The following is a 13,403-nucleotide window of genomic DNA, read 5'->3' on the forward strand; positions in this document are numbered from 1 at the left end:
GGCTTGCTATGTTTTATCATGCTCATAACGGAAGTGTATATGCAGGAAATTCTCAAATGTATTACATATCTTTTGGAAATGGAAATAAAAATCTTATTATAGTGCCCGGACTTGGAGACGGACTGCATACAGTAAAAGGAATGGCTATTATTTTTTCAATAATATATAGGATAATGTCTAAAGAATTTACTGTATATGTTTTCAGCCGTAAAAATAATTTGCAAGATGGATATTCTACAATAGAAATGGCAAAAGACCTTGCAGAAGCTTTAGCAGTTCTTAAAATTTTTAAAGCAGATGTTTTGGGAATAAGCCAAGGCGGTATGATAGCGCAATATCTTGCTATTGATTATCCTGATTTGGTCAATAAGCTTATATTGGTATCAACAAGTTCAAACCCGAATGAAACAATAAAAAAAACAGTTGGTGCTTGGATTGAAATGGCAATACAAGAAAATTATAAAGATTTAATTATAGATACAGCAGAAAAATCATATTCAGAAAGAACTTTAAAAAAATATCGTCTGATTTATCCGTTAATTGGAATAATAGGAAAGCCAAAAAGTTTTAAGCGTTTTATCATACAGGCATCTTCCTGCATCGCCCACAATTCTTATGCGCAATTGAACAAAATAGTATGCCCTGTATTAGTAATCGGCGGGGATTCAGATAAAATTATAGGAACAACTGAGTCTTATTTAATAGCTGAAAAAATTAGTCATAGCGAGCTTTTTTTATACAATGGTCTTGGTCATGCAGTATATGAAGAAGCAAAAGATTTTAATTATAGATGTTTGAATTTTCTAATGAAATAAACATATTATTTACAGATTTTCTATTTCTTCTATGCTTAATCCTGTATTTTCGCTTATCACTTTTATATCTATTCCTGATTTTTTTAAATTTCTGGCTATAGATATTGCTTTACTTTTTTCGCCCTGTTCTTTATTTTGTTCTATACCTTCGATTATTCCATGTTCTTTGGCTTTTTTTAAATCTAATTCTATGCTTCTGTCAAAGAAATATGCATCTATTTTTCTTTTTTATATTTATCCATTACAGGACTGTCATTAACAAAAGTACGGCATTTAAAGCGGGAATATTTATTAATAACATGCTTATCAATCTATGTAAATATATACTTCGCCTGTCTTATTTTTTATTCTCTCCAATATAAAGCTTGTTTTATTATGCATTTTTACGCAGTCAAATATTACCTTATTTCCTTTATTATCAATTATATCTTTTTCTTTGCATTGAGCGCATCCTACAGATATGCTTTTCGGACATAATACAAAGTTCATAGATTGTATAAAGCCTTCTTTTACAGCTAAAGCATTCTTAAAACTCTTTCCTGATTCAGGCGATGATATAACCATATCAACTCCTAATTTATATAAAAAATTAATGCTGCGGCTGTTAATGGCATTCATTCCGATACCAGCCCATAATATGCATTTATTTCTAAGCGCCTCAATCTGACCCAAATTATTGCATATTACTATCATGTTATTTGTTTTCTCCACAATATTTTTTATCACTTCAATATCTTCATCAAATGTTATGTGAGGCAGAATTATGCCGTCTATTTTTTTATTCTCAAAAAGATATATTATATTTTCATCATAAGTTTCAGCAAATAATATCTTTTTATCATAATGCATATTTAATTTAGATTCGCTATTAACTATTAAAACTTTTATATCGGTATTCGGATAATTAATATCTTTATATGCTCCTTTTAAGTAATTTATTTTTCTTGACTGCATTAAAATATTTTCAAGCTTTTTAGTTAAGCCTCTTCTGGCTTCATTTAAAATTTTAACAGGTATAAAAGGATTTTTAAATCTAATATCAATATTAATATTTTCAAACTCAAATACTGTGCCTCCTGTCTTTGAAAGAGAGTTAATAATATCTTCTTGGCATAAAGGTTTTGTTTTAGCCTCCTCTATTATATAGCTGCTTATATATTCTATATTATTTAATCTGTTATCATATCTGCTATTAACCGTTAATTTAATTTTACAGCCGTCAAAACCTATTATGCAATTTAAATCAAGCAGATGCTTAAAATTACAGTTTTCAATTATTCTGCAGGCTTCGTCAATCTGAAGTTTATCTGTAGTTCTGTAAACTTTATCTTTTACCTGAACATTTTTTAAAACGGCTGAAAAACTTAAATTTCCCTTAGCTCTTTTTACTTTTATATTATCTTTATATAAATCCGAAATCTGCATTCCTACTGCACCGCTTTCCCCAAATGAAATCCCGTCATAAACATTTAATTCCTTTTCAGCTTTTATATATATTTTGTTTTTTTTATATGAAGCAACCTTTCCTATATATTCGCCGTCATGACTGGGCTTATAATTTTCAAAAATATCCTTTGAATTATAATAGTATCCCTGAGAAAATCCGCCTCTGTTAAAAATTTTTATAAGTATTTCTCTGTACTTTTCGGCGGGTATGTCCTTATTTTCTAAAGCCAAATCTATAGCATGCCTGTATGCTGATGTTGCAACGGCTGCATATTCGCTTCTCTTTGCACGCCCCTCAATCTTAAAAGAGGTTATGCCGCTTGCAATCAAATTAGGAATTATATCTATAGTCATTAAATCTTTAGTGCTTAAAGGATAATTTGTTTTTCCTCCTTTATACTTCATTCTGCAAGGCTGAGCGCATGCACCTCTGTTGGCGCTTCTTCCTCCATGCATATACGAATAGGCGCATTGACCTGAAAAACTTGCGCATAAAGCACCATGTATAAATATTTCAAGCTCGGTATCAATATTATCTCTTATATATTTTATACTGCTTAAACTCATCTCACGAGCCAATACAACTCTTTCAATTCCTATGCTTTTAAGAAGCTTAACTCCGTATAAATTATTGCATGACATCTGAGTGCTGGCATGCATAGGGATATTAAAATTATTTCTTACAATATCTATAATACCAAAGTCCTGCACTATAACTGCATCTGCTCCCAAATTAGAAACTCTTTCTATAACGGATACAGCTTTATCAATTTCATCATCATAAACTAAAGTATTAACCGTAATATATACTTTAACATTTCTTAATTTTGCAAACTTTATATTCTCTTCAATAGTCTTTTCATCAAAATTTGAAGCTGCGCCCGCTCTGGCATTAAAACTTTTAACTCCGAAATATACGGCATCAGCCCCCGCATTAACGGAAGCCTTTAATCCCCTCTCATCGCCTGCAGGAGCAAGCAGTTCTATTTTTTTATTATATTTATTAAAATTATTTATCATTGCTTGAATAATATACGAAATATTTGCTGTTAGAAAATCCTATGTAAAATAATAATATAATTAATTAAAAATATGATTTCTGAAGCAGAAAACTAATATCTCTAAGTTATAATTAAATTTAAATTGCTTAAAAATTTTTATAATCTCTTTTATAGTTTCTCCTGATGCATACACATCATCAATTAAAAGTATATTCTTATTTTCAAGTATTTCATAATCTGTTATTTCAAAAGCGTCTTTAATATTTTCTCTTCTTTCTTTAAGAGTATCTAAAAATTTCTGTTCTTTTATGTATTTTTTTATTTTTATAATACTTAATTTTTTTATGCCGAACTCTTCTGAAATATAATCAGAAAAAATATTCATTATATTTTTATTTCTGTTTGACGGTATATAAAGAAGAACATCTATTTTTTTATTATTTATATAGTTTCTTATCTGCCGTATTATTTTAAAAGGAAAATCAATCTCTTTTCTTTTTAAAGCTCTCAATTCATCTCCTAGTTCTTTATCCAAATCTCCTAATGCAGTTATATTTATTCCGTAAATATTAAACTCTTTATATGCATTAAATATATTATTATACATAAAGCTTTAATTAGATATGTCTTTGAATATAAGATACATTATGATTGCGAAAGCCCAATTAATTATTATGCCTTTATAGCCTAATATAAAACCTTTAAGCCAAGCATCTATTTCTATATTAAAAATAATTGCTGTAATAACAGACGATAATCTTGCCAGTATTAAAGCCGAAAGCGAAACTAAAATAAAAGATATATTTGAGTTTCTTTTTCCTAAAGCAGTAATTAAAGCAAATATCAAGCCTTCAAAAATAAGAGAATATAATAAAGGAGGCGTAGGCATATTTGTAATTAAATAATTCAAAATGGGAGATATTAAGGCAAGCAGTATTAAAAATAAAGGATTTAATATATAAGCCCCTAAAGATAAGGCGAAAAATATCGGCAGGAATTCGGAGCCTTTAAATCCTAAATAATGCACTATAATAGGGGAAGCCAAACTTACAGCGCTTAGTAAAAACAAAATTAAAATACTGATATTAATTTTTTTCAAAGATAAAGTTTTCATAAATATTGATTCCTTAATAAGCATTAATAGAAACAAGAAATATTAAAAAAGATATAAAATAAAAACCTAACTTTTATTCGCTTAAAATCTTTCTTAAAACCTCATTAATAAGTTTAGGATTGCCCTGTCCGTTTGTAGCCTTCATAGTCCTGCCTACTAAAAAACCGAATGATTTTTCTTTGCCGGCTTTGAAGTCTGCAACCGATTTAGGATTTTCTTCTAAAACTTTTCTTATTACAGTTTCAAGTTCTCCTGTATCGCTTACCTGCTTTATTCCTTTTTTATCAACTATAACCGAAGGAGATTCCCCTGTTTCGCACATATCTTCAAAAATTTCTTTTGCAATCTTACCGCTTATAATATTCTCATCTATAAGCTTGAATATTTCCGCTATATGCTCAGGCTTAGGTTTAAAATCTTTAATAGTCTGAAGTTTTTTGTTTAAATAGGCATTAACTTCAACCATTATCCAATTGCTTATTTTTTTAGGCTGTTTGGGATATGCTTTAACTGCATCTTCATAATAATCCGCTAAAGCAGGATCTTCCGTAAGCACTATTATATCTTGATCTGGTAAATTATAATCTTTTTTAAGTCTTTCTCTTTTCTTCTGAGGAAGTTCAGGAAGCTCTTTTTCAGCCTTTTCAATATCTTCGTCTTTAATCACTAAAAGAGGTATATCAGGATCTGGAAAATATCTGTAATCTGCAGCACCTTCTTTAGAACGCATGCCTTTTGTATTGTTTTCTTTAGCATCATAAAGTCTTGTTTCCTGAAGTATTTTCTCTCCGTTATTTAAAGCTTTTATCTGTCTTTTAATTTCATAATCTATTGCAAGCCTCACATTTCTGAAGCTGTTCATATTTTTTACTTCGGTTTTAACTCCTAGCTCTGTACTTCCTTTAGGTCTTATTGAAACATTAGCATCGCATCTTAAAGAACCTTCTTCCATATTGCAGTCTGAAACTTCAATATATTTAAATATTTTTTTAAGTTCTGTTAAATACTGATAGGCTTCTTCGCCTGTTGAAATATCGGGTTCGCTTACGCATTCTATTAAACAGCAGCCTGCACGGTTTAAATCAACATAGCTTAAAGGTCTGCCAGTATCATCATGCACAAGTTTTCCTGCATCTTCTTCAATATGTATTCTGTTTATTCTTATGCTTTTATTGTAGGAAGAACCGTCATCATTAAGTACAGTTATATCAAGATGACCTTCTGTGCATATAGGTTCATCCATTTGGGTAATTTGATAGTAGGAAGGCAAATCGGGATAAAAATAATGCTTTCTTGCAAATCGGCTTTTCTTCTGAATAGTGCAGTTGGTTGCAAGTCCCGCTTTTATAGTTTTATGCACCATTTCTTTATTGACTATAGGCAAGGTTCCGGGGTGAGCCTGACATCTCGGACAGGTGAGAGTGTTTGCGGGCGCTCCGAAAATATTCGGGCATGAACAGAAAGCTTTAGTTTTTGTATTAAGCTGTACATGCACTTCTAATCCTATGACTGCTTCATATTCCATAATTTATTAATCCTAATTTAAAAAATATTATGTTTATTCTATATGATTTTTCATTTTTTTTCAATAGATTATTATATATTTAATATTTTAAGCTTGAAAATATTCTTACAATTATAATATAAAAAAGCGAGCAGCGAACCTATAACAACTTTAGTTGTTATAGGTTCGCTGCGAGCATAACAATAATAATAATTATTCCCAATATTTCTTCATTCTCTCTTTTAAAGAATCCTTATATTTTTCAAAGTCATTAATAGGATCTTTTGCAAGTCCCTCATCGCATGCCGCCTTAGCAACAGCAGGAGACACCCATTCTATAACTCTTGAGTCAAAAGGCTTAGGTACTATATAATTTTTACCGTATTCAAAAGTTTTATTTCCATAGGCTTTAAAAACTTCTTCAGGAACTTTTTCTTTAGCAAGTGCTGCCAAAGCTAAAGACGCCGCCATTTTCATGCCTTCGGATATGGATTTTGCTTTTACATCTAAAGCGCCTCTGAATATGAAAGGAAATCCCAAAACATTATTAATCTGATTAGGATAATCGCTTCTTCCCGTAGCCATAATTAAATCGCTTCTTAACGCTGCAGCTTTTTCATACTGTATTTCAGGATTAGGATTAGCCATAGCAAAGATTATAGGATTTTTAGCCATAGATTTTACCATATCTTCGCTTACGCAGTCAGCAACTGAAAGCCCTGCAAAAACATGGGCTCCTTTCATAGCTTCTTCAAGATTTTTTACTTTTAAATCGGTTGCAAACTCTCTTTTTTCTTCGGTAACGGTTTCAATTCTGTCTTTAGTGATAACACCTTTGCTGTCGCACATAATAATATTTTCCTTAGGCACTCCCAATGCTTTAAACATTTTAGCGCATGAAATACCTGCAGAGCCCGCTCCGTTAAATACTATTTTTGCATCTTTTTTTGATATGCCTGCAATTTCCAATGCATTTATTAAGGCGGCGGAGCATATTATAGCTGTACCATGCTGATCATCATGAAATACAGGTATACTGCACTTTTTTATCAGATTCTGCTCTATTTTAAAGCATTCGGGTGCTTTTATATCCTCAAGGTTTATGCCTCCGAAAGTAGGTTCTAAAGCTTTTACTATACTTATAATTTTATCGGGATCTTTTTCATCTATTTCTATATCAAATACATCAATATCTGCAAAACGCTTAAATAATATTCCCTTTCCCTCCATAACAGGTTTTGAAGCTAAAGCCCCTTTACTGCCCAAACCAAGTATTGCTGTTCCGTTTGAAATAACAGCTACTAAATTACCCTTAGATGTATATTTATATGCATTGTTAGGATTTTCGGCTATTTCGAGCACGGGCTTTGCAACACCTGGTGTATATGCTAAAGACAGATCATCTGCCGTTTTGCATTGCTTTGAAGCCGTAACCTCTATTTTTCCAGCCTTTCCCTTTGAATGATATTCCAAAGCTTTTATTTTTAATTCATCTTCCATTAAGATGCTCCTTTATTATATAAAAAATTACTCGCTCACAGTCTCTATCAAATAAATTTGATAGAGGCCCATAATTTTTTATTATATAACAAATAAGGGCTTTTTCATAGCTTAAAATTATTTATCACTTCTGTAATTTAATTTTTTTATAAACTGATATCATCAATATTTCTTAATTCTTCATCTGTAATAGGCATTTTATTTATAATTTTTAAATTTTCTGTTATTTGGCTCGGATTTGAAGCGCCTATTAATACGCCTGTAATATCTTCATCTTTTAATACCCATCTTAAAGACATTTGAGCTAAGGTTTCGCCTCTTTCAATTGCCATATTATTTAATAATTTTATCTGTTTTAATCTTTTTCTTGTAAGATCTTCGGGCTTTAAATATCTTCCGTCAGATGCTATTCTGCTTTTATTAGGTATGCCATTTAAATACTTATCCGTTAATAATCCCTGAGCTAAAGGGCTGTAAGCTATTATTCCTTTGCCTAATTTTTTTGATTTTAATTTAATTCCGTTATTTTCTATAGTTCTGTCAAATATGGAGTATCTGTTCTGATTAATAATGAAAGGCACATTTGCTAAATAAAGCAGTTTTGAAGCATGCTCCATAGTATGACCGTCATAATTTGAAATGCCTATATACAGAGCCTTTCCGTCTTTTACTATTCTGGTTAATGCCTCCATAGTTTCTTCAAGAGGAGTTTCAGTATCCATTCTATGATGATAGAATATATCTACATAGTCTAAATTAAGTCTTTTAAGGCTTTGATTAATGCTTGCCGTAATATATTTCTTGCTTCCGCCGTTTCCGTAAGGGCCAGACCACATGTCATATCCCGCTTTTGTGCTTATAATAATTTCATCTCTGTATTTATTAAATCCGCAGCTTAATATTTTACCCATATTGATTTCCGCACTTCCGTAGGGAGGGCCGTAATTATTTGCCAAATCAAAATGCGTTATTCCGTTATCAAATGCCGTTTTAATTATTTCTTTCATATTATTGTAAGAACAGTTTTCTCCGAAATTATGCCAAAGTCCTAAAGAAATTATAGGAAGCTTCAATCCGCTTTTTCCGCATTTTTTATATATCATATTATAATATCTTTTTTCAGATGCCTGCATTTTATATCCTAAATACAAAAATTATATTTACAATTTAAGTATATGTATATTATTGCTTAATTCAAGTTAAGAGATGCAAAAATTACTTTAATATTACAAAAGTAAATTCCGATAGTTATAGTATTACAGAATTTCATATAATAAATATAAAAAAATCTGCGGAGGGATTATGTTTAAAAAAATTTTAATTGCTCTTAGTTTAATAATTATGATAACAGGGTGCGAAACCATACCCGAAAAAGATAATAAAAATAATACCGAAATAAAAGAAAAAGATATTGTAAGAGAAGATCCTTCCAAAATGAAAGTTACAGCTTATGGGGCTGATAAAGAAGTTCAGGCTGTGGAAATAAATGATAAAGTTTATTATATTATAGGCGGCAAAGATCCTGAAAATATGACTGAGCAGGAAGTAAAAAAATTGTCATTAGCTGCTCCTTTGAAAATTGCCGAAGAAACTGTAAAAGGTATTAAAGGCATAGTTGTATCATATTATGATGTAAAAGTATTTTTAGGAAGAAGAACAGGCATAAATACATCTGTAGGAATATTCGAGCCGCAGAAAAATGACTGGACTATAGGAAGCGATTTGAATAGAAGCTTACTAATACAAATAAAACTGCCTAGAAGTACAAGCTCTATAGACATAAAAAGAGGAAGCATATCCTTAGGCTTTAATTGATTATTATATTATTTTTTTATGGTATTATTGTACAGTTCATATAATTTGCTTGAAACTATATCTATAGTATGCGGGGTTTTATTTATTTCAAAGGCGTACAAATCCCATCTGTGCTGATCTATTATCTGAAATTGTATAATATACTCATTAGTGCCGTATAAAGCCACTATGTCTATATAGCGTTTATAATCGTCTTCCGCTATAAAATCCTGCCATTCAACTTTGTCAAAAGATGATATTAAATTTTCTATGCTGATGTTAGGATATGCTGTAAATGAGCTTTTTTTTATGAGATTGACAGCATCAAATTTTCTGCTTTTTATATCTATATCAGTTTCATTTGTTTGTGCCGTTATATTCAGTCTGTACTGGGAGCTTTCATACTTTTCAGCGCAGGAGATTAAAAATACTATAATTAATGTATATACAGCCGCAATTTTATACATAATAAAGCCTAGTTTTTAATTTTATATATTATCGGTCAAATTGTTTTATTATTGAATTATCATGTATAATATAACATAATATAATTATTTTATCAATTAAATATATTATAATGAAAAATCATATCAGAAATATTTTTATTATTATGTACTGCTTATTTAAATAAATTTTAAAATACCTGCTATTGAATTCAATTTTTTTTATATTATAATACTTATAAAAAATAATATAAATTTAAGCTGCCTTAAAATTAATATTAAATAGTTTTGCTTCAAGGAAAGTTTTATGAACAAAGAAGAGGCTAATAAAAAAATAGAGCAATTAACTGAAATTATTAACTATCATAATAAGCTTTATTATACAGATGATAACCCTGAAATAGAGGATTATGAATATGATAAGCTTTTCAGAGAACTTGAAAATCTTGAAAGAGAGTTTCCAGAATTAAAAAAAGATGAAAGCCCTACAAATAAGGTGGGAGGAATAATACTGGATAAATTCGAAAAGTTTGAACACCCTATTGCAATGTACTCGCTTTCTAATGTTATGACAGAAGATGAGTTTTTGGATTTTGATGCAAGAATGAAAAAAGAACTTAATCAAATCAGTATTAAATATACGGTTGAAAATAAATTCGATGGACTTGCCATAGAGCTTATTTATGAAAATGGAAAACTTACTGCAGCAAGCACAAGAGGCGACGGACAGATAGGAGAGAATGTTACAAATAATGTAAAAATGATGAATAATGTTCCTAAAAGCATAAAAGAAAAAAATAAACTCATAGTAAGAGGAGAGGCATTAATAACAAAAAAGGATTTTAAGGCTTTAAATAAAGAAAGAGAAGAGCTTGAAGAGATGCCTTTTGCAAATGCCAGAAATGCCGCAGCAGGCGGATTAAGGCAATTGGACAGTTCAGAAAGCAAAAAAAGAAGATTGAAATTCTTTGCTTATCAGATAGCTAATTATAAAGATTTTGATTTAACTAATGAATATAAATCTATGGATTTTTTATCTGATTTGGGTTTTACAGTTGAAGGCGTTCATCCGAATATAGATGCCGAAAAAGTATTAGAAATATATTATGATATTCAGGAAAACAGAAATAAAATGGATTATGATATTGACGGTTTGGTAATAAAAGTCGATGATGTAAAATATCAGGAGAAACTGGGCTTTTTATCACGTGCCCCTAGATTTGCGGCTGCATTTAAGTTCAAGCCCGAAGAGAAGGAGACTATTTTAAAAAATATAGATGTTCAGGTAGGAAGAACCGGAGCATTAACTCCTGTAGCAAAATTAGAGCCCGTACAGGTGGGAGGCGTTACGGTTTCAAATGTTACGCTTCATAATCCTAATGAAATAAAATCAAAAGACATAAGGGTAGGTGATACCGTTGTTATTATACGCTCGGGAGATGTTATACCTAAAATTACAAGGGTGGTATTGGATAAGCGTCCCGAAGACAGCAAACCTTTTGAGTTTCCGAATAAATGTCCTGTATGCGGAGGAGATACTGCCGTTACAGACGGAGATGTAATTGTAAGATGCATAAACGAAGAGTGTCCAAGCAGGATAACCAGATATATAGAATATTTTGTTTCAAAACAGGCTATGAATATAGACGGCATAGGAAAGGAATGGATAGCGGCATTTACAAAAAGCGGACTTGTTAAAACTCCCGCAGATCTTTATAAGATAACAAAAAAGCAATTATTTGAATTTGAAAGAATGGGAGAGAAACTTGCAGGCAATATGCTTAATTCTATAAAAGAGAGTAAAAATACCACTTTAAAAAGATTTATATATGCATTGGGTATGCGTCAGGTTGGAGAAACTACTGCGGACTTGCTTGCTAAATACTTCGCCTCTGTAGAAAACTTCAAAAAAGCATCTATTGAAGATTTGGAAAATATTGAAGGCATAGGAGAGATAAGCGCTAAAAGTATTTATGATTTTCTTCATAATGATAATTCATTAAAATTAATTGATGATTTGCTTGCAGAAGGTATTAATCCCGTATTTGAGAAACATTCAATTGTGCAGTCTCCTCTTACAGGAAAAAATGTCGTTATAACGGGTTCAATAGAAGGTTTTACAAGAACTTCTGCAAAAGAGGCTGCAGAAAGGCTTGGGGCTTCAGTTCAGTCTGGAGTATCTAAGAATACAGATATTTTAATAGCAGGCGAGAAAGCAGGAAGCAAGCTTAAAAAAGCTCAGGATTTAGGAATTCATATAATGGAAGCAGACGAGTTTATAAAACTTACAAGATAATTTTAAATATTGAAGCGATATGCGTATATGTATGCTTTTATGCGTGCTTTGAATATTATTATTTTATTCCATATCATATATTTTTAAAAATTCGCTTAATATGGTATGCATTATTATTCTTTTTTTGTCATAATCTAAATTTCTGGTTAATTCTATACCGAAAGCTTCTATATTTTTTTCAGCCGCATAGAAAGTTATAGTGGTGGGCATAGGATAATACATTTGCCTGAATTTAAATTTCATAGGTTCTATTCTTGAGTTTATATTATTTAATACTTTTACAACCTTATCATCTAATTTTCTGCTGTCGTATATAATAGAATCTCCGAAGAACTCTTTAAATCCGTTTCCTTCGTGAAGCGTAAGCACAGCATCTATATTATATTCATCAAGCATATTCATGTATTCTTTTGCAAGCTTATCAGTATCGGTTTTATTTATCTGCTTATCAAAGAATCTGTTATTTATATCCAGACCTTCTATAGCTCTGGCATTTTTTCTGTATGCCTCAGGAACTGCAATAGGCACTATAGTGAGGCTTCCTCTCTTTATAGGCATATTAATTCTTTCCATAGCTACATCGGTTCCCACTCTCTCATTTCCATGAGGAACTATTAAAAATATATTAGGACCTTTTTTCGGGTGAACAACTCTGTATATTACAGTTTCATTTTTTGTTCCTTCCATTATCTTAAAATTGTATCTGTCTATATCCTTATTAAGATGACCTGCAATTTCAGCCTCCAATTGTCTGGATACATTCTCAATTAAGGATTTTTCATTTTCAGTAGTTCTGTATGGACCTTCAAGAATAGGAGTTATTGATGTTTTATGATTAGGCTCTAAAAAGTAGCTTATACCCAAAGAGTTTTCAGGCTCAAGCTTCAAAGCATTATTATATGTTATTGCCGATATTTCATCGTCGTATGATACTAAAGCGAAAGATTTTCCTTTAAAATTGTAGGATTTACTGTCTTTTGTTATTTTAATTTTTATATCATCATTATGCTTGCTTTTTATATACATATATCCGAAATGAAGCGTAAAATTACCGCATTCATAGGTAAGTTTTGAATTAGGCATTAATATAATTGATTTTTCTCCATTATCAAGAACGATATAGGACTCTTCTTTAGTAGATACTGAAAAATAATCATCTGGAAAGCCTTTTTTTATATCCGAATCTGCATATTCTTCATTAACTATTACTGAAGCTTCTCCCTGCTTTGATATAAGCTTAAAATTATCTGCAAGCAGCAGCGAGTTTGTAATTATTGTAATTATTATTATTTTTTTTAAAAAATACTTCATAAACTGCATAAACCGTTAAATAAAAATACCGTTTTAATTATCGTTTTTAAATAAATATGCTTTAAATAAAAATAAAGGCTTAAATCCTTTTAAGGTTCAAGCCTAAATAATATATATTTAAGAGACACAATTAAAAAAGTTATGCTATTAACTCTCCGTTTTTTCTTATGCATATTTCC

At 30.6% G+C, this 13,403-nt stretch carries 11 protein-coding genes and 1 pseudogene; 3 read left to right on the forward strand and 9 right to left on the reverse strand.

Annotated features, from left to right (window positions below):
- The first annotated feature begins 8 nt into the window (after positions 1 to 8).
- On the forward strand, positions 9 to 815 hold the full coding sequence (locus tag QZ306_RS02490) for an alpha/beta hydrolase (RefSeq protein WP_295160593.1): 807 nt from the start codon (positions 9 to 11) through the stop codon (positions 813 to 815).
- Between the two features lie 9 nt (positions 816 to 824).
- Here the strand turns inward: QZ306_RS02490 and QZ306_RS02495 are convergent.
- The 7 genes and pseudogenes from QZ306_RS02495 to QZ306_RS02525 form a co-directional block, all read right to left on the reverse strand.
- Positions 825 to 1,090: pseudogene (locus QZ306_RS02495) on the reverse strand (hypothetical protein); the annotation flags it as partial.
- Between the two features lie 31 nt (positions 1,091 to 1,121).
- Positions 1,122 to 3,281: a U32 family peptidase gene (locus tag QZ306_RS02500; protein WP_295160596.1), complete on the reverse strand. Its 2,160-nt coding sequence runs from the start codon at positions 3,279 to 3,281 to the stop codon at positions 1,122 to 1,124.
- Positions 3,282 to 3,341: 60 nt separating this feature from the next.
- The gene (locus tag QZ306_RS02505; RefSeq protein ID WP_295160599.1) at positions 3,342 to 3,869 is read right to left on the reverse strand and encodes a ComF family protein; all 528 of its coding nucleotides are present in this window, start codon (positions 3,867 to 3,869) and stop codon (positions 3,342 to 3,344) included.
- Between the two features lie 6 nt (positions 3,870 to 3,875).
- Positions 3,876 to 4,376 carry a hypothetical protein gene (locus tag QZ306_RS02510; protein ID WP_295160601.1) on the reverse strand — a complete coding sequence of 167 codons (501 nt, stop codon included), beginning with the start codon at positions 4,374 to 4,376 and terminating at the stop codon, positions 3,876 to 3,878.
- Positions 4,377 to 4,449: 73 nt separating this feature from the next.
- Complete coding sequence (gene gatB / locus QZ306_RS02515; protein ID WP_295160603.1) at positions 4,450 to 5,901, reverse strand: Asp-tRNA(Asn)/Glu-tRNA(Gln) amidotransferase subunit GatB; 1,452 nt, start codon at positions 5,899 to 5,901, stop codon at positions 4,450 to 4,452.
- Positions 5,902 to 6,093: 192 nt separating this feature from the next.
- On the reverse strand, positions 6,094 to 7,380 hold the full coding sequence (locus QZ306_RS02520; RefSeq protein WP_295160604.1) for a malic enzyme-like NAD(P)-binding protein: 1,287 nt from the start codon (positions 7,378 to 7,380) through the stop codon (positions 6,094 to 6,096).
- A gap of 146 nt (positions 7,381 to 7,526) precedes the next feature.
- On the reverse strand, positions 7,527 to 8,513 hold the full coding sequence (locus QZ306_RS02525) for an aldo/keto reductase (protein ID WP_295160605.1): 987 nt from the start codon (positions 8,511 to 8,513) through the stop codon (positions 7,527 to 7,529).
- 169 nt (positions 8,514 to 8,682) lie between these two features.
- On the opposite strand from QZ306_RS02525, the gene QZ306_RS02530 reads away from it, so the two are divergent.
- Positions 8,683 to 9,195: a hypothetical protein gene (locus QZ306_RS02530; RefSeq protein ID WP_295160606.1), complete on the forward strand. Its 513-nt coding sequence runs from the start codon at positions 8,683 to 8,685 to the stop codon at positions 9,193 to 9,195.
- 8 nt (positions 9,196 to 9,203) lie between these two features.
- Here QZ306_RS02530 and QZ306_RS02535 read toward each other — a convergent pair whose 3' ends face one another.
- Positions 9,204 to 9,641: a hypothetical protein gene (locus QZ306_RS02535; protein ID WP_295160608.1), complete on the reverse strand. Its 438-nt coding sequence runs from the start codon at positions 9,639 to 9,641 to the stop codon at positions 9,204 to 9,206.
- Positions 9,642 to 9,924: 283 nt separating this feature from the next.
- On the opposite strand from QZ306_RS02535, the gene ligA reads away from it, so the two are divergent.
- Positions 9,925 to 11,913, forward strand: a complete 1,989-nt coding sequence (gene ligA / locus QZ306_RS02540) for an NAD-dependent DNA ligase LigA (RefSeq protein WP_295160610.1) — start codon at positions 9,925 to 9,927, stop codon at positions 11,911 to 11,913.
- 63 nt (positions 11,914 to 11,976) lie between these two features.
- Here the strand turns inward: ligA and QZ306_RS02545 are convergent, their stop codons facing one another.
- A complete protein-coding gene (locus tag QZ306_RS02545; protein ID WP_295160612.1) occupies positions 11,977 to 13,233 on the reverse strand; it encodes a hypothetical protein in 1,257 nt (418 codons plus the stop codon).
- Positions 13,234 to 13,403: the final 170 nt, after the last annotated feature.

This window comes from uncultured Brachyspira sp. (genome assembly GCF_910588665.1).
Classification (GTDB): Bacteria; Spirochaetota; Brachyspiria; order Brachyspirales; family Brachyspiraceae; genus Brachyspira.

Excerpts from the sequence above, each read along its gene's own strand:
- QZ306_RS02520 (WP_295160604.1), bottom strand. The coding sequence starts at position 7,380 with ATGGAAGATGAATTAAAAATAAAAGCTTTGGAATATCATTCAAAGGGA.
- QZ306_RS02510 (WP_295160601.1), bottom strand. The coding sequence starts at position 4,376 with ATGAAAACTTTATCTTTGAAAAAAATTAATATCAGTATTTTAATTTTG.
- QZ306_RS02505 (WP_295160599.1), bottom strand. The coding sequence starts at position 3,869 with ATGTATAATAATATATTTAATGCATATAAAGAGTTTAATATTTACGGA.
- QZ306_RS02535 (WP_295160608.1), bottom strand. The coding sequence starts at position 9,641 with ATGTATAAAATTGCGGCTGTATATACATTAATTATAGTATTTTTAATC.
- gatB (WP_295160603.1), bottom strand. The coding sequence starts at position 5,901 with ATGGAATATGAAGCAGTCATAGGATTAGAAGTGCATGTACAGCTTAAT.
- QZ306_RS02530 (WP_295160606.1), top strand. The coding sequence starts at position 8,683 with ATGTTTAAAAAAATTTTAATTGCTCTTAGTTTAATAATTATGATAACA.
- QZ306_RS02490 (WP_295160593.1), top strand. The coding sequence starts at position 9 with ATGTTTTATCATGCTCATAACGGAAGTGTATATGCAGGAAATTCTCAA.
- QZ306_RS02545 (WP_295160612.1), bottom strand. The coding sequence starts at position 13,233 with ATGCAGTTTATGAAGTATTTTTTAAAAAAAATAATAATAATTACAATA.
- QZ306_RS02500 (WP_295160596.1), bottom strand. The coding sequence starts at position 3,281 with ATGATAAATAATTTTAATAAATATAATAAAAAAATAGAACTGCTTGCT.
- QZ306_RS02525 (WP_295160605.1), bottom strand. The coding sequence starts at position 8,513 with ATGCAGGCATCTGAAAAAAGATATTATAATATGATATATAAAAAATGC.
- ligA (WP_295160610.1), top strand. The coding sequence starts at position 9,925 with ATGAACAAAGAAGAGGCTAATAAAAAAATAGAGCAATTAACTGAAATT.